Source organism: Streptomyces sp. CB01249 (assembly GCF_001905735.1).
GTDB lineage: Bacteria > Actinomycetota > Actinomycetes > Streptomycetales > Streptomycetaceae > Streptomyces.
This window is the reverse complement of the sequence record NZ_LISW01000001.1, coordinates 1295266-1315464: the sequence shown is the minus strand read 5'-3', so window position 1 is coordinate 1315464 and position 20199 is coordinate 1295266. Positions and strand designations below refer to the sequence as shown.

22 protein-coding genes are annotated in these 20199 nt (G+C 71.0%); 10 read left to right on the top strand and 12 right to left on the bottom strand.

Annotated elements, in window-relative coordinates; translation table 11 throughout:
- Window positions 1–22 precede the first annotated feature (22 nt).
- The gene (locus AMK18_RS05560; protein ID WP_073861860.1) at window positions 23–1426 is read left to right on the top strand and encodes a lipase maturation factor family protein; all 1404 of its coding nucleotides are present in this window, start codon (window positions 23–25) and stop codon (window positions 1424–1426) included.
- Between the two features lie 4 nt (window positions 1427–1430).
- Here AMK18_RS05560 and AMK18_RS05555 read toward each other — a convergent pair whose 3' ends face one another.
- Genes AMK18_RS05555 through AMK18_RS05515 form a run of 9 tightly spaced genes read right to left on the bottom strand, consistent with a single transcriptional unit; the run spans window position 1431 to window position 9528 of the window.
- Window positions 1431–2780 (bottom strand): ammonium transporter, encoded by a 1350-nt coding sequence (locus tag AMK18_RS05555; protein ID WP_073861859.1) that lies wholly within the window; start codon window positions 2778–2780, stop codon window positions 1431–1433.
- Between the two features lie 40 nt (window positions 2781–2820).
- Complete coding sequence (locus AMK18_RS05550; RefSeq protein WP_018099942.1) at window positions 2821–3768, bottom strand: urease accessory protein UreD; 948 nt, start codon at window positions 3766–3768, stop codon at window positions 2821–2823.
- Window position 3769: 1 nt separating this feature from the next.
- Window positions 3770–4390, bottom strand: coding sequence for an urease accessory protein UreG (gene ureG, locus AMK18_RS05545; RefSeq protein WP_073861858.1), 621 nt, complete (start codon window positions 4388–4390; stop codon window positions 3770–3772).
- Between the two features lie 29 nt (window positions 4391–4419).
- A complete protein-coding gene (locus AMK18_RS05540) occupies window positions 4420–5166 on the bottom strand; it encodes an urease accessory protein UreF (protein ID WP_018099944.1) in 747 nt (248 codons plus the stop codon).
- 5 nt (window positions 5167–5171) lie between these two features.
- Window positions 5172–6896, bottom strand: coding sequence for an urease subunit alpha (ureC, locus tag AMK18_RS05535; protein WP_018099945.1), 1725 nt, complete (start codon window positions 6894–6896; stop codon window positions 5172–5174).
- Window positions 6896–7372, bottom strand: coding sequence for an urease subunit beta (locus AMK18_RS05530; RefSeq protein WP_073861857.1), 477 nt, complete (start codon window positions 7370–7372; stop codon window positions 6896–6898). The genes ureC and AMK18_RS05530 overlap by 1 nt, the downstream gene beginning before the upstream one ends.
- Window positions 7369–8229 carry a sirohydrochlorin chelatase gene (locus tag AMK18_RS05525; RefSeq protein WP_073861856.1) on the bottom strand — a complete coding sequence of 287 codons (861 nt, stop codon included), beginning with the start codon at window positions 8227–8229 and terminating at the stop codon, window positions 7369–7371. The genes AMK18_RS05530 and AMK18_RS05525 overlap by 4 nt, the downstream gene beginning before the upstream one ends.
- A gap of 2 nt (window positions 8230–8231) precedes the next feature.
- Window positions 8232–8537: an urease subunit gamma gene (locus AMK18_RS05520; protein WP_018099948.1), complete on the bottom strand. Its 306-nt coding sequence runs from the start codon at window positions 8535–8537 to the stop codon at window positions 8232–8234.
- A gap of 31 nt (window positions 8538–8568) precedes the next feature.
- Window positions 8569–9528, bottom strand: a complete 960-nt coding sequence (locus AMK18_RS05515; RefSeq protein ID WP_018099949.1) for an urea transporter — start codon at window positions 9526–9528, stop codon at window positions 8569–8571.
- Between the two features lie 198 nt (window positions 9529–9726).
- Between AMK18_RS05515 and AMK18_RS05510 the strand changes: the two genes are divergently transcribed.
- A complete protein-coding gene (locus AMK18_RS05510; protein ID WP_073861855.1) occupies window positions 9727–10197 on the top strand; it encodes a fluoride efflux transporter FluC in 471 nt (156 codons plus the stop codon).
- On the top strand, window positions 10194–10568 hold the full coding sequence (locus AMK18_RS05505; protein WP_073861854.1) for a fluoride efflux transporter FluC: 375 nt from the start codon (window positions 10194–10196) through the stop codon (window positions 10566–10568). Before AMK18_RS05510 ends, AMK18_RS05505 begins: the two co-directional genes overlap by 4 nt.
- Before the next feature lie 64 nt (window positions 10569–10632).
- On the opposite strand, the gene AMK18_RS34735 is transcribed toward AMK18_RS05505, so the two are convergent.
- Both AMK18_RS34735 and AMK18_RS05500 read right to left on the bottom strand, forming a co-directional pair.
- Window positions 10633–10809, bottom strand: coding sequence for a hypothetical protein (locus tag AMK18_RS34735; protein WP_158071800.1), 177 nt, complete (start codon window positions 10807–10809; stop codon window positions 10633–10635).
- Between the two features lie 345 nt (window positions 10810–11154).
- On the bottom strand, window positions 11155–12639 hold the full coding sequence (locus AMK18_RS05500) for an SDR family NAD(P)-dependent oxidoreductase (protein ID WP_073861853.1): 1485 nt from the start codon (window positions 12637–12639) through the stop codon (window positions 11155–11157).
- Between the two features lie 206 nt (window positions 12640–12845).
- Between AMK18_RS05500 and AMK18_RS05495 the strand changes: the two genes are divergently transcribed.
- The 5 genes from AMK18_RS05495 to AMK18_RS05475 all read left to right on the top strand — a co-directional run bounded on the left by AMK18_RS05495 (window position 12846) and on the right by AMK18_RS05475 (window position 17773).
- The gene (locus AMK18_RS05495) at window positions 12846–13748 is read left to right on the top strand and encodes an RNA polymerase sigma factor SigF (protein WP_018099954.1); all 903 of its coding nucleotides are present in this window, start codon (window positions 12846–12848) and stop codon (window positions 13746–13748) included.
- A 150-nt stretch (window positions 13749–13898) separates the two neighbouring features.
- Complete coding sequence (locus AMK18_RS05490) at window positions 13899–15158, top strand: PP2C family protein-serine/threonine phosphatase (protein ID WP_073861852.1); 1260 nt, start codon at window positions 13899–13901, stop codon at window positions 15156–15158.
- Entirely contained in the window at window positions 15148–16779 is a 1632-nt protein-coding gene (locus AMK18_RS05485; protein ID WP_073861851.1) for a sensor histidine kinase, read from the top strand. Before AMK18_RS05490 ends, AMK18_RS05485 begins: the two co-directional genes overlap by 11 nt.
- Window positions 16776–17219, top strand: a complete 444-nt coding sequence (locus AMK18_RS05480; protein WP_018099957.1) for a response regulator — start codon at window positions 16776–16778, stop codon at window positions 17217–17219. Before AMK18_RS05485 ends, AMK18_RS05480 begins: the two co-directional genes overlap by 4 nt.
- Before the next feature lie 98 nt (window positions 17220–17317).
- On the top strand, window positions 17318–17773 hold the full coding sequence (locus AMK18_RS05475; RefSeq protein WP_018099958.1) for an ATP-binding protein: 456 nt from the start codon (window positions 17318–17320) through the stop codon (window positions 17771–17773).
- A 54-nt stretch (window positions 17774–17827) separates the two neighbouring features.
- Here AMK18_RS05475 and AMK18_RS05470 read toward each other — a convergent pair whose 3' ends face one another.
- On the bottom strand, window positions 17828–19003 hold the full coding sequence (locus AMK18_RS05470; protein ID WP_198956940.1) for a PP2C family protein-serine/threonine phosphatase: 1176 nt from the start codon (window positions 19001–19003) through the stop codon (window positions 17828–17830).
- 80 nt (window positions 19004–19083) lie between these two features.
- Here AMK18_RS05470 and AMK18_RS05465 point away from each other — a divergent pair, with 80 nt between their 5' ends.
- Together AMK18_RS05465 and AMK18_RS05460 are read left to right on the top strand one after the other, a co-directional pair.
- The gene (locus AMK18_RS05465; RefSeq protein WP_026171108.1) at window positions 19084–19596 is read left to right on the top strand and encodes a MarR family transcriptional regulator; all 513 of its coding nucleotides are present in this window, start codon (window positions 19084–19086) and stop codon (window positions 19594–19596) included.
- Between the two features lie 249 nt (window positions 19597–19845).
- Window positions 19846–20178 (top strand): STAS domain-containing protein, encoded by a 333-nt coding sequence (locus AMK18_RS05460; protein WP_026171109.1) that lies wholly within the window; start codon window positions 19846–19848, stop codon window positions 20176–20178.
- Window positions 20179–20199: the final 21 nt, after the last annotated feature.

The window sequence follows — 20199 nt, the reverse complement described above, 5'->3', positions numbered from 1 at the left end:
GGACCGGGCCATACTGGTAGCGATGGAGTGGTTCACCGCTGACGGGTACTGGCTCGGCCGGCTGGTCTTCCAGAAGGCCCTCGCCGTCGTCTACCTGACCGCCTTCCTCACCGCGGCGCTTCAGTTCCGGGCACTGATCGGGGAGCGCGGCATGCTGCCCGCGACCGGGGAGCTGCGACGTACCTCCTGGCGCACCGCCCCCGGGCTCTTCCGGCTCCGCTACTCCGACCGCTTGTTCGCCGTGGTCGCCTGGGCCGGGTGCGCCGTCTCGGTCGCGCTGCTCGCCGGGGCGGACAACCAGGTGCCGCTGGGGGCGGCGATGGCGCTGTGGGCGGTGCCGTGGCTGTTGTATCTGTCGATCGTGCAGGTGGGCGGTGTCTGGTACGGGTTCGGCTGGGAATCGCTGCTCCTCGAGACCGGTTTTCTCGCCGTCTTCCTGGGGAACGCGGGCACGGCGCCACCGGTGCTGGTGCTCTGGCTGCTGCGGTGGCTGCTGTTCCGGGTGGAGTTCGGCGCCGGGCTCATCAAGTGGCGCGGGGACGCCTGCTGGCGGAAGCTGACGTGTCTGGACTTCCACCACGAGACGCAGCCGATGCCGGGCCCGCTGAGCTGGTTCTTCCACCGTCTCCCCCGGCCCGTGCACCGCGTCGAGGTGGCGGCCAACCATGTGACGCAGCTGCTCGTTCCGGTGCTGTTGTTCACCCCGCAGCCGGTGGCGAGCGCGGCGGCCGGGCTGATGATCGTCACGCAGTTGTGGCTGGTGCTCTCGGGGAACTTCGCCTGGCTGAACTGGCTGACCATCACCCTCGCGCTGCCGGCCGTCGACTGGTCGCCGCTGACCGAACCGCCCGCCCAGCGGGGCGCACCCGTCTGGTACGAGGTGGTGGTCATCGCGGTCACCGCGCTGGTCCTGGTCCTCAGCTACCGTCCGGCCCGCAATCTGGTCTCCCGCCGCCAGGTGATGAACCGGTCCTTCGACCCGCTGCACCTGGTCAACACGTACGGCGCCTTCGGCAGCATCAGCCGGGTCCGCCTGGAGGTGGTGGTGGAGGGGACGGACGACGCGGTGGTGCATCCGGGCACGGTGTGGAAGGAGTACGGCTTCAAGGGCAAGCCGGGTGATCCGCGCCGGCTGCCGCGCCAGTTCGCCCCGTACCATCTGCGGCTCGACTGGATGATGTGGTTCGCGGCCCTGTCCCCCGCGTACGCCAGATCCTGGTTCGGGCCGTTCGTGGAGCGGCTGCTGGAGAACCACCGGGACACGCTGCGGCTGCTGCGGCACAACCCGTTCCCGGATGCCCCGCCCGCCCAGGTGCGGGCCCGGGTCTACCGCTACCGGTTCACGACCTGGCGCGAGCTGCGGGCCACCGGCTGCTGGTGGCACCGCACCTTCGTACGCGACTTCCTGCGCCCGACCCGGGCGTGAGCTGCTACTTCTCGCTCTCGCGGGCCCTCAGCAACCGTTTGATCTGCTGGACCAGTTCGTCGTCGCTCGCCACCCGCCGCCCGGAGACCAGCGCGCCGAGCCGCTCGGCGGTCTGGAAGTCGTACGCCCGCTCGGCCTCCTCGCCCGGGACGTTGGAGTACTCCTCCTTCGCCCGGAAGCCGACGGTCAGGTCGACGGCCTTGGCGATGAGCCAGGTGAGGATGAACGAGAACGCGATCACGGACACGATCGCCACCAACTGCTTGCCGAGCAGGCCCCAGCCACCCCCGTAGAACAGGCCCTCCTTGCCGCTGATGCGAGCCGTGGCGAAGAGGCCGACCATGACCAGGCCGATGAAGCCACCGACCCCGTGCACCCCGACCACGTCGAGCGTGTCGTCCACGTTGAAGCGGAACTTGAGGGTGACCGCGTACGCGCTCACCGCGCCCACGACCAGGCCGGTGATCACCGCGCCCAGGGTGTTGATCTCGCCGCACGCCGGGGTGATGGCGACCATACCCGCGACGGCGGAGGAGACGACGCCCATGGTGGTGACCCGGCCCGTGCGCCACTTCTCGACCAGTGGCCAGGTCACCATGGCGCCCGCCGCGCCGAGCTGCGTGTTGATGAAGGCGGCCGCGGCCGTGCCCTGGTCGGTGAGCGCGGAGCCGGAGTTGAAGCCGAACCAGCCGAACCACAGCAGCCCGACGCCGACGACCACGAGCGGGATGTTGTTCGGGCGCTCCTCGCGGCGGGCGAAGTCGCGGGGCGCGCGCAGCACGAGCGCGACGGCGAGCCCGGCGACCCCGGAGTTGAGCTCCACCGGCAGCCCGCCCGCGAAGTCGAGGGCGCCGAGGTGCTTGACGATCCAGCCGTCCTTGTCGAACACCCAGTGCGCAAGGGGGATGTAGACGATCAGCAGCCACAGCACGACGAAGACGAGCCAGCCCCGCATCGTGGCGCGGTCCGCGATGGAGCCGCTGATCAGCGCCACGGTGATGACGGCGAAGCCCATCTGGAAGGTGCTGTAGATGTACGTGGGGATGGCCCCGGTCAGCGTGTTGAGCTCGATGCCCTTCATGAACACGTGGTCGAGGTTCCCGATGACCCCGGCACCGCCGACATCCGGCCCGAACGCCAGGGTGTAGCCGATGACCCACCAGACGAGCGTGCCGAAGGCCAGCGCGGCGAAGCTCATCTTGATCATCATGAGCACGTGCCGGGTGCGCACCATGCCGCCGTAGAAGAACGCGAGTCCTGGCGTCATCAGCAGGACCATGGCGGTGGCGGCGAGCAGCCAGGCGGTGTCCCCGGAGTCGTACGCGGCCGGCATGGGCGCGGGAGCGGTAATCATCGGCGGTACCTCGGGTAGGGAGCGGGCGGGGCGGGAAGCGCTACGGCTTGCGCAGGTCGGGCGGCGGGTGGCCGGTCAGCAGACGGCGTACGGCGTGCCAGACGGCCCGTTGCGCCTCGGCGACCCGGACCGGGCTGTCGTCGAGCAGCCGCACCCACGCCCCGCAGTCCCGGGGCAGCACGCTCACCCCGTACAGGACGCCGAGCCCGGCCAGCGCCTCGTGCAGGGTGTCGGCGAGCCCGGCGGCGGGAACGCGGTCGGTCACCACGAAGAGCGAGGCGACGTGGTCGTGCCCGGCGAACACCCCGGGCCCGAGGACTCCGGCCCCCGGCGCCAGGCGCAGGGTGTCGATGGCGAGGAGGGTGCCGTCGGGCCGGCTGACGCGGAGGTCGGTGGCCAGCATCCGGTACGCGTGGCGCTCGCCCCGGGCGAGCCGGCCGGCGGTGAGGGTGTCGCCGACGAGCACGGTGGCGCCGGGCGCGACGGTGACCTCGGTGCGCTGGTAGAACCGCGCGTCGCGGAACGGGATGAGCGGGTCGGGGAGGTATTCGACGTAGCTGTCGGCCTCCGCCGTCAGGTGCACGCGCTGGCTCGCGTAGTCGTGCTCCATCCGGAAGACCTTGGTCGCGGCCTGGGTCGTCAGGTGGACCTGCGTACCGGGGCCGCAGTGGAAGTCCATCCGGTAGCGGTCGGCCTGGGCGATGCCGCCGCCGGTCGCCATCAGGTACACGTAACTCATGCCGGGCTGCGCGGGGTCGATCCACAGCGGGCGCATGATCTGGAGCGGGGTCTTCTGGTAGCGCCCGACGAGTTCGGTGCGCCCGCCCCGTACGGCGAAGGCGAGGTCGAGGATGCCGACCTTGGCCGGGGAGCCGGGCGCCAGGGTGTCCGGCACGGAGGCCAGGGCCGCCACGTCCGGGGGGAGGCGGACGGGCGTGTAGTACTCCTCGGTGAGCCGGTCCTTCGGCCGTTGCGGGGCGAGCGGCATGTCAGATCAGCACCTTGCGGCGCGATTCGAGGTAGCCGGCGATCTCCTCCACGCCCACCCCGGTCAGGCAGTCGGTGAGGACGACCGGGCGGTCGCCCCGGACCCGGTGGGCGTCGGACTCCATGACGTTGATGTCCGTCCGCACGTATTGCGCGATGTCGATCTTGTTGATGACCAGGAGGTCGGAGTCGGTGATGCCGGGTCCGCGCTTGCGGGGCATCTTCTCGCCCTCCGCCGTGTCGAGCACGAAGAGGAAGAGGTCGACCAGCGCGGGGCTGAACGTCAGGGTGAGGTTGTCGCCGCCCGACTCGTACAGGAGCGTGTCGGTGTCCGGGAAGCGCTCCAGCATCTCGGCGCCGGCCGCGAGGTTCATCGTCGGGTCGTCGCGCACGGCTGTGTGCGGGCAGGCGCCCGTCTCGACGCCGACGACGCGCTCGGGTTCGAGGACGCCGGCCAGGGTGCGGCGGACGTGCTGGGCGTCCTCCTGGGTGTAGATGTCGTTGGTGATGACGGCGGGGCGGTGACCGCGTGCGATCAGGACCGGGACCAGCGCCTCGATGAGCGCGGTCTTGCCGGAGCCGACGGGTCCGCCGATGCCGACCCGCAGTACGTTGTCGTCCATGGTGCTCCTAGGGGTGTCGTGGTGGGTGCTCAGCTGGCGAAGAGGCGGGCCTCGGCGCGTTCATGACGGCCCGACATGACGTCCGAGGCGAAGACGGTGGCGCCGACGTCGTCCAACTCCCTGCGCAGCGCCGCGTCGACGGTGGTCTCGATGACGGGCGCGGCGCCTCGGAGCAGGGTCTGCGCCGTACGGTGATCGGTCAGCCTCAGCCGCAGGGCGGCGCCCGCGAAGCTGACGCAGAACGCGAACAGGTCGGCGGCGACCGCCTGGCGGACCGGGACGCCGGTCGCCGCGTAGACGACCCCGGCCGCCACCGCCTGGGTGCCGGGGGCCTCGCGGCGCACGACCCGGTCGTAGTAGTCGCCGATCTCCGGGCGGCCGAACACCTCGTGGCCCAGGTCCAGGAGCTGGCGCCCGGTCCGGGTGGCGGCCTGGCGCATCTCTCGGCCCAGCTTCGTGGCGAACAGGTGCTCGTCGATCCGGACGACGGCCTCCGGGTCGCCCGCCGCGGTCGCCCGGTGGGCGAGGGCGAGCGCGGTGGCGTCGGCGGGACCGACGCCGTGCAGCAGCAGGTCCGCCAGCAGCCGCGGCAGGCTCTCCGCGTCCACGGCACCCGCCTGCGCGAAGCCCTCCAGACTGTGCGAGAGGGTGTAGAAGCCGCTGGGGAACGCCGAGTCGGTCAGCTGGAGGCTGACCAGCAGCGGTCCGAGGCCGGTGGCCGCCGCGGTACCCGCCGGGCCCGGGTCGCCCGCGATGTCGCCCTCCTTGCGGTACATCGGCCCTAGACCAGGAAGTAGAGGTGGTTCAGGGGCAGCTTCTCGGCCGGGTCGATGGTGGCGACCTTGCCGTTGAGCGTGACCTTGAACGTCTCCGGGTCGACCTGCACGTCCGGCAGGACGTCGTTGCGGACCATGTTGTGCTTGCCGACGGTGCGGGTGCGGCGCACGGGCAGGATCTTGCGGTCCAGGCCGAGCCGCTCCGGCACCCCGGCGGCGATGCCCGCCTGCGACATGAACGTGGCGTGCGTGGCCTGGAGCGCCTTGCCGTACTGCCCGAACATCGGCCGGTAGGTGACCGGTTGCGGGGTGGGCAGCGAGGCGTTGGGGTCGCCCATCTGGGCCCAGGAGACCAGACCGCCCTTGATGACCATCTTCGGTTTGGCGGCGAAGGAGTGGATGGGCCAGAGCACGATGTCGGCGAGTTTGCCCTTCTCGATCGAGCCCACGTAGTCGGAGATGCCCGTGGCGATGGCCGGGTTGATGGTGATCTTCGCGAGGTAGCGCAGCACCCGCTGGTTGTCGTTGCGCTCCGAGTCGCCCTCCAGCACACCGAGCTTGTCCTTGCAGTGGTGCGCGGTCTGGAAGGCCCGGGTCACGGACTCGCCGATGCGGCCCATCGCCTGGGAGTCGGAGGAGAACATGCTGATCACACCGAGGTCGTGCAGCACCGTCTCGGCGGCGATCGTCTCGGCCCGGACCCGGCTGTCCGCGAAGGAGACGTCCTCGGGGATCTCGCGGCTCAGGTGGTGGCAGACCATCACCATGTCGAGGAGCTCGTCCACCGAGTTCTTGGTGTACGGCAGCGTCGGGTTGGTGGAGGACGGCATGACGTTGGGCTCGCCGGTGACGCGCAGGATGTCGGGGGCGTGGCCGCCGCCCGCGCCCTCGCTGTGGAAGGTGTGGATGGCACGGCCGTCGATGGCGGAGCGGGTGTCCTCGAAGAACCCGCCCTCGTTCAGGCTGTCGGTGTGGATGGCCACCTGGACGTCGTGCTCGTCCGCGACGTTCAGCGCGTTGTCGATCACGGCCGGGGTGGAGCCCCAGTCCTCGTGCACCTTGAGCGCGCAGGCACCGGCGGTGACCTGCTCCTCCAGGGCGCCCGGGAGGCTGCCGTTGCCCTTGCCCATGATCCCGAGGTTGACCGGCAGCGTCTCGGCCGCCTGGAGGAGCAGGCCGATGTTGTACGGGCCCGGGGTGCAGGTGGTGCCGTTGGAGCCGTCCGTGGGGCCGGTGCCGCCGCCGATGAGGGTGGTGATGCCGTTGGTCAGCGCCTGTTCGGCCTGCTGCGGGGCGATCAGGTGGACGTGGCTGTCGATGGCGCCCGCGGTGGCGATCAGGTGCTCGCCCGCGATGGCCTCCGTGCCGGGGCCGATGACCAGGTCCGGATCGACATTGTTCTGGGTCTGCGGGTTGCCGGACTTGCCGATGCCGACGATGAAGCCGTCCTTGATGCCGATGTCGCACTTGACGACGCCCACCATCGGGTCGATGACGACCACGTTGGTGATGACGGTGTCGAGCGCGCCCTGAGCGGCGGTGGCCTGCGGGTCGGACGCCATGCCGTCGCGCATGGTCTTGCCGCCGCCGTAGACGACCTCGTCGCCGTACAGGCCCTCGCTGTAGTCCTTCTCGACCTCCACGACGAGGTTGGTGTCGGCGAGGTGGAAGCGGTCACCGACCGTCGGACCGAACATGTCGGTGTACTGCTTGCGGGGCAGGATGGGCATCAGAGCGAACCCTTCTTCTTGTCCTTGGCGGCCTTGGAACCCTTGGCCCCGTCCTTGCCGGAGGCCTTGGACCCCGTCTTGGAGCCGGTCCCGGCGGGCATGTTCCGCGCACCCTGGAAGCCGCGTTCGATGGCCTTGCGGACGGCTTCGACGCGGGCGGGGTGGGAGGCGAGGCTGCCGTTGAGCAGCCCGCTGAAGCCGGTGAGCCGGCCGGTTCCGGCGTACGCGCAGAGCTCGACCTCGCGCGTCCCGCCGGGCTCGAACCGTACGGAGGTGCCGGCGGCGATGTTGAGGTGCGTGCCGAGGGTCGCCTCGCGGTCGAAGGAGAGCGCCGAGTTCACCTCGAAGAAGTGGTAGTGCGAGCCGACCTGCACGGCCCGGTCGCCGGTGTTGCTCACGGTGACCTTGACCGTGCGGCGGCCCGCGTTGAGTTCGATGGGGTCGTCCCCGTACAGGTACTGCTGACGGAACGTCATGCGATGCTCCTGATGCCAAGGTCCGCCCCAGCGGCGGACGGGTGGTGGTGATGCCGGTGCCCGGTCCCGGGGCCGTGCTCGTGCGCGGGGCCGTGCTCGTGGCCGTGGCTGTGTCCGTGGCCCTCGCCCGGAGGGTGGGTGTGCGCGTGGCCGTGGTGGTCGGCCGCTGCCAGGCCGGTCGTGATGCCGTCGTCGCCGTGCTCGTCCCAGCGCCGGTGCGCGTCGGCCACGCGCTCGTCCAGCACCCGGCGCAGCGCCGGGTCCGGCACGAGGGGGCCCGCGTCCGCCACCGGCACGGGCCCCGCGCCGCCCGGGTCCACGGCCGCGAACGAGGCGGGCAGCAGCGCCACGCGCTCCGCGCCGAGCAGCGCGCAGCGCCGGACGCCTCCGGCCGGGTCGGGGTCGCCGCCGTCGAAGGCGACCTCGACCAGCTCGTGGCGCCCGTAGCGGCGTACGAGCGCGGCGACGCGGTGGAGTTCGGCGTCCTCGAAGGGGTCGCCGGAGGGCGCGGCGACGAGGAGCGCGGAGTCGGCGGGCACCCGGCCGGCGGCGGCGCGCAGCCAGGCGACGAGGTGCTGGGCGGTGCCGAACGGCTCGGCGAGCAGCACGGCGCCCCGGTCGGCGTCGGGGACGGCGCGCAGGGTGCGGGCGGTGTCCGCGACGAGCCCGGGTTCACGGCCGAGGGTCATCGGGACGACGACGACGCGCTCGCCCCGGCGCAGACGGGCGGCCGCGGCCCGGAAGAGGGCGCGCCCGTTGGGGACGACGTCCACGTCCGGGCCGAGCCGTCCTTCCAGCGCCCGGCCGTACGCGGCTTCGTGGCCGCAGACGGCGATGACGGCCGCGTCCTGGGCCATGGTCAGCCGCCGATGGGGTCGTGGACGGAGACCAGCTTGGTGCCGTCCACGAAGGACGCCTCGACCTGGAGGAGGCCGAGCATCTCCCGTACGCCGGGCATGGTGGCGTCCTCGCCCACGATGTGGCGGCCCAGCTCCATGCAGTCCGCGACGCTCTTTCCGTCGCGGGCCGCTTCGAGGATCGCCTCGGTGATCAGCGCGACCGACTCGCTGTAGTTGAGCTTGAGGCCGCGGTCCCGGCGCTTGCGGGCCAGGTCGGCCACGACGTACACGAGCAGTTTGTCGATCTCGCGGGGGGCGAGGTTCATCGTGGGTGCCTTCCTCGGGATGTGCGGTGGGTCAGCTGCGGCGCAGGCGTGGCAGCAGGGGGACGGCCGCCAGCAGCGTCCAGGTGGTGAGGATGAACGGCCAGGTGAAGGTGTGGCCGCCGAACGGTTTGAAGAAGGAGGTCAGGGTGGCGGTGAGGCCGGTGCTGACCATCGCGCCGAAGATCGCGTAGGCCGCGGTCCAGGTGGTGTTGGCCATGAAGACGGCTCCGAGGCCGATGGCGACGAGCACCGCGTTGTAGCCGTAGATGCCGTTGGCGATCAGGTCGGTGGGCGCGCCGAGCAGCCAGGCGGCGACGATTCCGGCGATGCTGCCGACGGCCGCGTAGAGCACGACGCGCAGGCCGGCGAAGGCCAGTCCGACGAGCATGATCAGTCCGACGTACCAGCTCTCGACCAGGAAGATCTGCGAGACGTTGTTGAAGAAGGCGTGCCAGAGGTCGTTCCAGGTGATCCCGGTGTCGCCGCTCGTCGTGCTGGAGACGGCCGCGGGGGCGCCGTGCCAGACGCGGTCGAAGGACGGGGCGCCGACCACCATCACGCCGGAGACCAGGCAGAAGGGCGCGGTCATGGGCGTGAGGTTGTACGGCGTGAGGAACGTGGCCAGGGTCGCCATGAGGATGACGCAGAGGACGGCGCCCACGACGGTCAGCACATAGGTGGCCGGGTGGTGGCCCAGCGAGGAGACGAGGGCGATGCCGGTCAGGCAGCCCGCGAACCCTTGCATGCCGAGCGCGATGCTCCCCCGGTCGACGGCCAGCGCGTAGGCGGTGGCGGTGGCGACCAGTGTCCCGATCGTCGCGAACAGACCGGTCTGCCAGCCCGCCGCCCAGAGACCGGCGAGGATCGCGGCGCCGGTGTACAGGCTGGCCTGGAAGTCGACCTGCCCGACGCCTCGCAGTGACGCCAGGAGGTACGCGGACGGCTGGCGGCTCTCCAGCCTCCGGACGAGATCCGGCTCGGCGAGGGACAAGGCAGGCTCCAGCGGCTCGTCGTCACATGGGGTCGGGGCGCGACGGATGCACGAGGACATCCGTCATATGCCATGAAGTCATACAAAGTTGGCTTCTTCGCGCTGGGAGTGATCCGGGTAGCCCACTCGGGTACACCGCGGGAGGCGCGCCGCCGTCCCGGCCACGGGTGCCCGGCCGTCGTCCGTAGCGTTCGCGGGATGGCCCAGAAGATGCGGTTGCACCAGCAGAGCCACCCCGATCACCATCCCGGCGTGCAGTTCCCGGTCGTGATGGCCGTCGCGGTCGGCGGGGCCGCGGGGGCCTGCGCCCGGTACGCGGCCGAACGCCTGTGGCCGACCGGGACCTTCGCCTTCCCCTGGACGGTCCTGCTGGTCAACACGGTGGGCTGTTTCCTGATGGGGGTCCTGATGGTCACCCTGAAGCTGCGGTTCCCCGGGGCTCCCCGGCTGATCAGTCCGCTGCTCGGCACCGGGGTGCTCGGCGGCTTCACCTCGTTCTCGCACTACATGGACAATGTGCGGCAGCTCTTCGAGAACCATCAGCCCGGTTACGCGATCGGCTGCCTGGTGCTGACCGTGGCGGCGGCGCTGGCCGCCGTGACGGCCGGGGCGTTCGCGGCGCACTTCGCCTTCGGCCGGTCCTACGGCGAGCGGGGCGAGGCGTCGTGACCGACTGGCTGCTCGTGCTGGCCGGCGGCCTGGTGGGCGCGCCGGTGCGCTATCTGCTCGGCGTGGACGCGAAGTTCCGCCTGCACAGCGTCTTCCCCTGGGGCACCTTCGCGGCCAACACGGGTGCGGCGATGTTCCTCGGCTTCGTCGCGGAGGCGGCCACCGACGGCGATCTGGGCACCCGGCTGAATCTGCTGCTGGCCATCGGCTTCTGCGGGGCCCTGTCGACCTGGTCGACGTTCTCGTACGAACTGCTCACCCTCAACTCGGCCCGCCGGCTGGGCCTGGCGGCGGCCTATCTGCTGCTCACCGTCGCCACCGGGCTGGGGCTCTCCTTCGCCGGGGCCGCCGTGGCGCGCGCGGTGTTCTGAGGGGCGGCGGAACGCACTGTGGCCCGCCCCGGTGGGGGGCGGGCCACAGTGCGTGTCCGAGGGGTCAGTCGATGCCGGGCAGGATGTGCGGCTCGGCGAGGTCCTCCTCGTAACCGGCCAGGCGGATCGGCGCGGATCTGGCCCAGACCTCGATGTTCTGGAGCTTGTCGCTGCCGCGCCCCGGCTTTGCGTGCCGTTCGGCCGGACGCTTCTCTTGCTTCGTCAATTCCGGTGTCGTCACCGCGCACTCCTTCGTGTCGCGTAGCCCCGGGCGTCGCCGACGCTCCGGTTCTCATTGCCGGGAATCAGCCGCCCATGCGGGGCAGGGGCAGGAACAGTTCGGTCGCGGTGGCGCCGGGTACGGGGCGGGACGGCGACTTGGTTGACAAGCCTGTCCCAGGACGGTCGAGGAAGGTTCGTGGACTCCTCGATGACGTCCGTTCACATCAGAGTAACCAAATGAGCGCGTCCGCGCTCGATGGAACGTGTGCCATGGGTCACTTTCAGCCACCGCGTACGGAAAAGACCCGGCCAGGAAATCATCCCTGCCGGGTCTCCGCATTCCGGGGCGACCGCCCCCGCTCCCCTACCAGTTGGCGGGGGCGTAATCCTTCAGGAAGCAGCCGTACAGCGCCTCGCCGGCCTCGCCGCGCACGATGGGGTCGTAGACCCGGGCGGCGCCGTCGACCAGGTCGAGCGGGGCGTGGAAGCCCTCCTCGGCCAGCCGCATCTTGTCCGGGTGCGGGCGCTCGTCGGTGATCCAGCCGGTGTCGACGGCGGTCATCAGGATGCCGTCCTTCTCGAACATCTCCTGGGCGCTGGTGCGGGTCAGCATGTTCAGCGCGGCCTTGGCCATGTTGGTGTGCGGGTGGCCCGCGCCCTTGTAGCCCCGGCCGAACACGCCCTCCATCGCGGAGACGTTGACCACGTACGCGTGCTGGGCGGCGGTGGCCGCCATGGCCGGACGGAGCCGGCTGATCAGGATGAACGGCGCGGTCGAGTTGCAGAGCTGGACTTCCAGCAGCTCGATCGGCTCGACCTCGTCGACTGTCTGGATCCAGCTGTTGGTGTCGTGCAGGTCCGGGACGAGACCGCCCGCGTCGATCGCGGTACCGGCGGCGATCCGGTCCAGCGACGCGGAACCGGAGACCAGGGCCAGGTCCGTGACCTCCTGGGCGCTCAGGGACTCCTTGCGCGCGGCGGGCAGCGCGGCGACCCGGTCGACACTGCCGCTGCCGAAGGTGCCGATGACCTCGGCGGCGGGCAGCTCACCGGCGGGCAGCGGGGCGGACTCGGCGGACAGCAGCTCGCTGTACGCCTGCGGGGAGCGGCGGACCGTCTGCGCCGCGTTGTTGATCAGGATGTCGAGCGGGCCCTCGGCCGCCACGGAGTCGGCGAGCGCGACGACCTGGGCCGGGTCGCGCAGGTCGATGCCGACGATCTTCAGGCGGTGGATCCACTCGTCGCTGTCCTCCATCGCCTTGAAGCGGCGGATCGCGTCGTTGGGGAAGCGCGTGGTGATCGTGGTGTGCGCCCCGTCGCGGAGCAGCCGCAGCGCGATGTACATGCCGATCTTGGCGCGGCCGCCGGTGAGCAGCGCCCGGCGGCCCGTCAGGTCGGTGCGCGCGTCGCGGCGGGCGCGGTTCTCCCGGGCGCAGTCCTGGCAGAGCTGGTGGTAGAACGCGTCGACCTCGACGTACCGCGTCTTGCACACGTAGCAGGACCGGGGCCGCTGGAGGATGCCGGCGATCTCGCTCCGGGCGGACGAGGACGGCAGGACCCCCTGGGTCTCGTCGTCGATGCGCTCGGCCGAGCCGGTGGCGGTGGCCTCGGTCACCGCCTTGTCGTGCGCGGTCTTGGCGGCCCGGCGCTCCTGGCGCCGGCGCTGCTTCACGGTCCGGTAGATCCCGGCGGTGGCCCGGCGCACCGCGATGGCGTCCGGGTGGTCGACCTCGATGGTGTCGAGCTCGTCGAGCACGCTCAGGCAGACGGCCAGCCGCTCGGGGTCGATACCCGGGCCGAAGGTCTCGGTCCCGGCCACGATCTCGGGGCCGTCCTCTGTCACCGTCATCGCCGTTCCTCTGTGCTCGTGCCGCCGGCCTCACCGGGGACGTGGGGCTCGGTCAAGTTTGCCATGATCCACGCGCTGCTCCGATCGGGTGAGCACGGGGCCCGGCGGAAGGCGCGCAAAAAAGTTTCGCATCAGTTGTGCATGGCCTCACGGATCCGGGGCAGGCGGTGTGCGAAGCACTTGGCGAGCAGGAGGGGCCACACATCATGGCGACCACGACGGAGCAGACCGACGGAGTTCTCGGCGACGCGTGCACGCTCCCCGTACAGGACGGCGCACCCCTCGGTGCGGGGACTGCGGAGCTGCCGTGGATCGAGGACACCGGGAAGGTCGCCCCCAAGGACGCCCGGGCCCTCTCGAAGATGTTCCTGGACCAGCTGCAGACGCTGGAGGAGGGCACGCACGAGTACCAGTACGCGCGCAACACCCTCATCGAGATGAATCTCTCGCTGGTGCGGTACGCCGCCTCGCGGTTCCGCAACCGCGGCGGTGACGACACCGAGGACATCATCCAGGTCGGCACCATCGGCCTGATCAAGGCCATCGACCGCTTCGACCTCTCGCGCGAGGTGGAGTTCGCCACATTCGCCGTCCCCTATATCGTCGGCGAGATCAAGCGCTTCTTCCGCGACACCACCTGGGCGGTGCACGTGCCGCGCCGTCTCCAGGAGCTGCGGGTCGATCTGGCGAAGGCGAAGGAGGCGCTGTCGGCGCGGCTGGACCGCGATCCGACGGTCGCCGAGCTGGCCGCCCACCTCGATCTCTCCGAGGAGGAGATCATCGAGGGCCTGGTCGCGGCCAACGGGTACTCGGCGGGTTCGATCGACACCCCCACCGCCGAGACGGACTCCGGCAACGAGCAGCGGTCGCTGGCCGATGTGATCGGTGAGGCCGACCCCGGCATGGAGACCGTCGAGAACCTGCACACGCTGGCGCCCCTGCTGGAGCAGCTGGACGAGCGCGAGCGCCGGATCGTCCAGATGCGGTTCGGCGAGGAGATGACGCAGGCCCAGATCGGCGCGGAGCTCGGGGTCTCGCAGATGCACGTGTCCCGGCTGCTCGCCCGTATCGTCAAGCGGCTGCGGGCGGGGATGTCCGTGGAGGCCTGACCCTCTCCAATCCGGTCACACACCGACGGAGTGTGGCCGAAGACGATGTGAACGACGCCCGGCGGCAGATCGCCGGGCGTCGTTCACATATGCTGCGCAACACCGGCGGGCGGCCCGCTCGGTACAAGGAGAGAGTGAAACGTGGCTGAGATGCGCCTGGGCGCCCCGGCCCGACCTCCCGTCCCAGGGGCCTTCCCGGTCCAGGCGGCATCCGAGGCGGACGACCGCGACTCAGTGTGGGACGTCGGCGGCACCATTCTGCTGGTCGAGGACGACGCGGGTGACGCCCTGCTCGTCGAGGAGATGCTCGCCGACGGTGAGCTGGACCCGACGCTGACCTGGTGCAAGACCCTGTCCGAGGCCCTGGCCTTCCTGCGGTCGCACCACGCTCCCGTCTGCGTACTGCTCGATCTGCATCTGCCCGACGTGCACGGGCTGAGGGCCGTCACCCAGATCGTGGAGACGTCCCCCGACGCCGCGATCGTGGTGCTCACCGGCCTGGCCGAGTCCGACGCGGGGCTCGCCGCCGTGGCGACCGGCGCACAGGACTACCTCATGAAGGGGCTGCTCGATCCGCAGGCCCTCGCGCGCGCCATCCGGTACGCCCTCCAGCGCAAGCAGGTCGAGCGGGCCGCCTCCGCGCTGCGCGCCAACCAGCTGATGGCGCAGGAGAACGCGCGCCTGGAACGCGGTCTGCTGCCCGTGCCCCTGCTGAACGACGACAGCTTCCAGGCCGTCGCCCGCTACGAGCCGGGCCGGGCCCACGGGCTGCTCAGCGGTGACTTCTACGACGTGGTCCAGACGCCGGACGGCACGGTGTGGGCGGTCATCGGCGATGTGTCGGGGCACGGTGCGGCGGAGGCGGCGCTCGGGGTGTGCCTACGGGTCGCCTGGCGCACCGCCGTCCTGTGCGGAACCGACCCGCTGGAACAGCTCGGGCTCCTGGAGTCGATCCTGGTGGCCGAGCGCTCCGACCCCCATGTCTTCGCGACGGTCACCTCGCTGGCCTTCCCGCCCGGCCGCGACCGCGTCCGCGTCATGCGGGCCGGCCACCCCGGGCTGCTGCTCCGGCACGGCTCGGAGGTCGACTGGGTGGAGCCCGAGGGCGGAATGGCGCTCGGGCTGCTGCCCGGGCACGGCCAGTGGTCGGTCACCGATGTGGAACTCGCGCCCGGCGCCGCCCTCGTCCTGTTCACCGACGGCCTCTTCGAGGGGCGCACCGGACCGCACAGCCGGCTGGGCGAGGAGGGGCTGCTCGACATGGCCCGGGAGCTGGCGCCGCTCGGCGCCCGCCCGTTCATCGACGCACTGGTCGCCGGCGCCTCGGAGGCCGCGGCCCCGCACGGGGGTCTCGCCGACGACGTCGCCGTCCTGCACCTCGGCTGGAGAAGCACCCCGCATGAGCAGTGAGATACCGGACCCCGTCGTACAGCCCGCCGGCAGGTGGGCGCGGCTGTCCGTACAGAACTGGGTCCATCTGATCCTGGGCGCCTTCGTCCTCGTCGTCTGCGGCTGCGTGGTCGCGGGCGGCCTGGTCCTGGCCGGCATCTCGGACCGGACCACCGAGCTGGTGGACCGCATCCAGCCCGCCCGCTCCGCCTCCTTCCAGCTCCAGAACGCGCTGCTGAACCAGGAGACGGGGGTCCGGGGCTATGTGCTGACCGGTGACGACTCGTTCCTGGAGCCGTTCGCCGCCGGCAAGAAGGAGGAGACGGACCGGCTGGCCCGGGTGCGCTCCGCGATGGGCGGTGAGCAGCCGTACAGCCGCGACCTGGACCGGATCGCCGCCGCCGCCGCGGAGTGGCGCCGGGTGCACGCCGACCCGCTGATCGCCGATGTCCGGCGCGACGGGCCCGGGGCGCGTTCGGCCGCCGGGACGGCCGAGAGCAAGGCCGCGTTCGACAAGCTGCGGCAGCTGTACGGCACCCAGCAGGCGCATCTCGACGACGCCCGGGACCGGGTGCGCGGTGAGCTGGACGACGCCCGCCACACCCGCGACCGGGTGCTCACCGCCCTGCTGGTCGTGTTCGCGCTCTGCGTGATCGCCCTCAGCATGCTGCTCCAGCGCACCGTGGGGCGGCCGCTGAACGCTCTGGCCGAGGCGTCCCGGCGGGTCCGCTCCAGCAGCTTCCGCCGCCAGCGGATCGAGGTGCGCGGGCCCGCCGACGTACGGGCGGTGGCCGCCGCGGTCGAGGACATGCGGGGCAGGCTGGTGGCCGAGCTCGACGCCGTGCAGGAGCGGGAGGACGTGCTGGCGCAGCAGACCGTGGAGCTGCGCAGGTCCAACTCGGAGCTGGAGCAGTTCGCGTACGTCGCCTCGCACGACCTCCAGGAGCCGCTGCGGAAGGTCGCCTCGTTCTGCCAGCTGCTGGACAAGCGGTACGGGAACGAGCTCGACGGCCGCGGCAAGCAGTACATCGACTTCGCGGTCGACGGCGCCAAGCGCATGCAGGTGCTCATCAACGACCTGCTGACGTTCTCCCGGGTCGGCCGGGTCCACGACAGCTGGACGCCCGTGGAGCTGGACCGGTCCCTGGACCGGGCGCTGGCCAACCTGGGGATGGTGATCGAGGAGTCGGGGACCACGGTCGTCCGCGAGGACCCGCTCCCCTCGGTCACCGGCGACCCCACGACGCTCGCGATGATCTGGCAGAACCTGATCGGGAACGCCGTGAAGTTCCGCCGCGCCGACGAGCCGTGCGTGATCACGGTCGGCTGCGAGCGGGAGGGCGACGACTGGCACTTCACGGTGGCGGACAACGGGATCGGCATCGCGCCGGAGTTCGCGGAGAAGGTCTTCGTCATCTTCCAGCGCCTGCACGCCCGTGACGAGTACGACGGGACGGGCATCGGCCTCGCCCTGTGCCGCAAGATCATCGAGTTCCACGGGGGCAGGATCTGGCTCGATCCCGATTCCCGTCAGGGGGCGCGGGTCCACTTCTCGCTGCCCGCCGACCCCGAGCCCGAACCCGAACCCGCGGAAACCAACGACGCCGCAGCCCCTGCGGAGATCTCCGGAGCGACCACGTGAACACCCCTGTAGAGCCCATCGAGGTCCTTCTGGTCGAGGACGACCCGGGCGACGAGCTGATGACCCGTGAGGCGTTCGAGGACAACAAGATCCGCAACACGCTCCATGTGGCCCGCGACGGCGAGGAGGCGCTCGACTTCCTGTACCGCCGGGGTGCCCACGCCGACGCGCCCCGGCCCGATCTCATCCTGCTCGACCTGAACCTGCCGAAGTACGACGGACGCCAGGTGCTGGAGCAGATCAAGCAGGACCCGGAGCTCGCGCTGATCCCCGTCGTCGTGCTCACGACGTCCTCCGCCGAGGAGGACATCCTGCGCAGCTACAAACTGCACGCCAACGCCTATGTGACCAAGCCGGTCGATTTGGACCAGTTCATCGCGGCCGTCCGGCAGATCGACGACTTCTTCGTCACCGTGGTGCGGCTTCCCGGCCGCGCGTAATATTCGCTGACGACGCATGGGAGTGGGATCTCCCGACGCGGGTACACGATCACAAGAAAGAGGTCTGCGACCTCCCCGCTGCGCCCTGGCTGGAGCACATGAACGAACAGGCGATCTCCCCGCCGGACGACTCCCCCCGGAGCTGTCCGCCCACGGAGGCATTGCACAGCGCCGAGGTGTTCGACGGTGAGCCGGGGTGCATTTCCCAGGCGCGGGCACTGGCGGACCGCTTTCTCGGCCGACTGGTGTCCGAGTGGATGGCCGTGCTCGGCACGCACACCCGTAACGACCTGATGCTGGCCGTGAGCGAGCTGGTCACCAACGCCGAGCGCTACAGCCACGGCCCGTATCTGCTGGAGCTGGAGGGCACGGCGGAGCGGATCAGCATCACGGTGTACGACAGCAGCAGCGCGCTGCCCGTCTTCTACGCCCCCGACCCGAGCCGCCTGGGCGGCCACGGCATGGAGATCGTGGTGGCTCTCTGCGACCGTGTCACGGCCGAGCGGGTGCCGGTCGGCAAGCGCATCCGGGCCGAGTTCACGCTCAGCAGCTGAGCCGGGCGGGCGGTGTCCCGGCCCGGGCTCGAGCGACAAGCGATCGCCTCGGGCTCAGCCCCTGGCCTCGGGCCGGCCGAACCAGTCGATGCACATGACCAGGGCGTCGTCCAGGGTGTCGGACACCCGGTGTTCCGCCAGTTCACGCAGGACCGCGCCGGGCACGGCGGCCGCCGGCAGCAGCCGGGTGGCGAGGACGGCCCTGGGCAGGCCGCGTTCCGCGAACGTCTCGCCGGCGGGCGTGATCGCGTCGTAGACCCCGTCGCTGACGAGCAGCAGCCGGTCACCCGGGCGGGCCTGGAGGTGCTGGACGACGTACTGAGACTCCTCGAACATCCCCAGCGGGAGCTGGGCGTCCAGCGCGACCCGGGTGACCGTGCGGCCCCGCAGCCGCCACAGCTGCGGGGAGCCCGCGTCCACCGCCTCTACGGACCCCGTGGGCAGGTCGAAGCGGAGCAGCAGGGTGGAGACGTGGGCGGCGCCGCGGTGCTGCTCGTAGATGGCCTGGTCGGCCAGGGCCGCCTGGTCCGCGATGCCGATCCCGGCCCTTCTGGCGTTGCGCAGCGCGTTGACGGCGAGGTTGGTGAGGAGGGAGGCGCGGATGCCCTCCCCCAGGCCGTTGGTCACGGCCACGCTCAGCTGGTCGCCCTCGGCCGCCCAGTCGAAGTTGTCGCCGTGGATGGCGTAGGCGGGTTCGAGCTGGGCTCCTATGGCGTACTCGGCGGCGACGAAGGACCTGGCCGGGAGCAGCTGCCACTGCATCTCGGCGGCGAGGGTGAGGCGCGTGGTGCGGCGGGCCCGCTGGTAGTGGTCGGTGTCCCGCTCGGCCACGACGATCTCGTGGCCGAGGAGGTCCGCGACATGGGTGAGGTCGTCCGTGATCTGCGGGGTGGCCCGCGCGGACGGCAGCCGGACGGTGAGGATGCCGAGGCGTTCGCCCCGGACGGTGACCGGGAAGTGGTGGTCGGCCGCGTCGTCGGAGCCGGTGCGGCCCTGGTGCGGGCGCTGGCTGCCGAAGGCGCGGCCCTGCGGGCTGTTGTTCAGGGAGAGCGGCTGCCCGGGTCCGTCGCCGGCGTCGACCGGGTTGAGCACGGTCATTCCGTAATCCGCCAGCAGAAGCTGCACCGAGAGGGCTCCGTACGATTTCGCGAGGATCTCGCGCACCGTCTTCACCAGGGCATACGGCGGCGCCGCGCGGAGCGCTCGTTCGATATCCGTGGGGGCATTCACGCTGTTTCGCCCATTCTTCGGTGGCCAACGGGAGCGGAGCCAGGCTGACAGGAGCACGCTACGGGTGACAGAGTGGAAGAATGCCCCACCGCACCGGACTCCCTCACCGCCCTGAACAGGTGTCCGAGGACGTCTGTGCCGCGTCCGAACTTCTGGAGGTGTTGTGGGGGCGTGGCCAGGAGGCCGCCGCCCGGGGAGTTGTCTCCCCCTCCCAGCTTCGCGCGCTCCTCGTCATCGAGCAGCAGGAGGGGAGCAATCTGCGCTCGCTCGGGGAGGCGCTCGGCTCGCGGGCCCCGTCGGTGAGCCGGCTGTGCGACCGGATGGAGGCCATGGGCCTGGTCCAGCGCGATCCGAGCCCGACGAGCCGCCGGGAGGTCGAGCTCCGGCTGACCCTTCAGGGCCGGGAGCTGCTGGAGGAGTACCGGGCGATCCGCACGCGGGAGCTGACCGCAGTGCTGGAGCGGATGCAACCCTCCGAGGTCGCGGCTCTGGCCGTGGGGCTCGCCGCCTTCCGCTCGGCGGCATCGCAGCGGCTCACCGGTGAGCGGAGTACCGCCGCCCGGCTTCGCGACGATGTCGCGGACAGCGCCTAGCTTCATGCACGCCCCTGCTTCCGCGTTCCGAAGGCGCCGCTCGGACGGGCGCTCACGTTGATCGTTCGGTACAGATTGTTGCCCCACGAAGAATGTTGTCAAATGGCAACTGTTACTTTTATCGTTGAGCATTCCCGCCGCGAGCAGGGACGGAGCAGAATCGGACTGCCCGTCCGATCGCGGCGTTACCCCCGCCGCCCAGTGCAACACGAGGTGAACGTGCTTCCACCGCCCAGCGCCGGCAGAGCCATGCAGATCGTCCCACGGCATGAACGTGGGGCGTTGGTGCTCGCTGTAACCGGTGACCTCGACATCGACAACGTGGCGCCCCTCGGCACCGCGCTGGAGAACGCGTCGCGTGAGGGTGCCGGGCCGGTCGTCGTGGACCTCTCGGACGTGAGTTTCGCCGACTCCACGACGGTGAACGTGCTGCTGCAGGGACAGACGGCCCTCGGCCCACGGCTGCGGCTCGCCGCACCCTCCGTCTTCATGGAACGGCTGATTTCCGTTCTGGGCCTGGACAGCGCCGTCCCGGTCTTCCCGAGCGTCGCCGAGGCGATCGACCCGCCGCTTCCCGCGTAGCGAAGAGGCAAACACCGAGCG

Coding starts and splice junctions, on each gene's coding strand:
- AMK18_RS05540 (WP_018099944.1), bottom strand. CDS start 5,166: ATGTACCGCAAGGAGGGCGACATCGCGGGCGACCCGGGCCCGGCGGGT.
- AMK18_RS05475 (WP_018099958.1), top strand. CDS start 17,318: ATGAACGAACAGGCGATCTCCCCGCCGGACGACTCCCCCCGGAGCTGT.
- AMK18_RS05520 (WP_018099948.1), bottom strand. CDS start 8,537: ATGAACCTCGCCCCCCGCGAGATCGACAAACTGCTCGTGTACGTCGTG.
- AMK18_RS05495 (WP_018099954.1), top strand. CDS start 12,846: ATGGCGACCACGACGGAGCAGACCGACGGAGTTCTCGGCGACGCGTGC.
- AMK18_RS05490 (WP_073861852.1), top strand. CDS start 13,899: ATGCGCCTGGGCGCCCCGGCCCGACCTCCCGTCCCAGGGGCCTTCCCG.
- AMK18_RS05510 (WP_073861855.1), top strand. CDS start 9,727: ATGGCCCAGAAGATGCGGTTGCACCAGCAGAGCCACCCCGATCACCAT.
- AMK18_RS05460 (WP_026171109.1), top strand. CDS start 19,846: ATGCAGATCGTCCCACGGCATGAACGTGGGGCGTTGGTGCTCGCTGTA.
- AMK18_RS05555 (WP_073861859.1), bottom strand. CDS start 2,780: ATGATTACCGCTCCCGCGCCCATGCCGGCCGCGTACGACTCCGGGGAC.
- AMK18_RS05485 (WP_073861851.1), top strand. CDS start 15,148: ATGAGCAGTGAGATACCGGACCCCGTCGTACAGCCCGCCGGCAGGTGG.
- AMK18_RS05530 (WP_073861857.1), bottom strand. CDS start 7,372: ATGACGTTCCGTCAGCAGTACCTGTACGGGGACGACCCCATCGAACTC.
- AMK18_RS05500 (WP_073861853.1), bottom strand. CDS start 12,639: ATGACGGTGACAGAGGACGGCCCCGAGATCGTGGCCGGGACCGAGACC.
- AMK18_RS05560 (WP_073861860.1), top strand. CDS start 23: ATGGAGTGGTTCACCGCTGACGGGTACTGGCTCGGCCGGCTGGTCTTC.
- ureG (WP_073861858.1), bottom strand. CDS start 4,390: ATGGACGACAACGTACTGCGGGTCGGCATCGGCGGACCCGTCGGCTCC.
- ureC (WP_018099945.1), bottom strand. CDS start 6,896: ATGCCCATCCTGCCCCGCAAGCAGTACACCGACATGTTCGGTCCGACG.
- AMK18_RS05465 (WP_026171108.1), top strand. CDS start 19,084: ATGCCCCACCGCACCGGACTCCCTCACCGCCCTGAACAGGTGTCCGAG.
- AMK18_RS05525 (WP_073861856.1), bottom strand. CDS start 8,229: ATGGCCCAGGACGCGGCCGTCATCGCCGTCTGCGGCCACGAAGCCGCG.
- AMK18_RS05550 (WP_018099942.1), bottom strand. CDS start 3,768: ATGCCGCTCGCCCCGCAACGGCCGAAGGACCGGCTCACCGAGGAGTAC.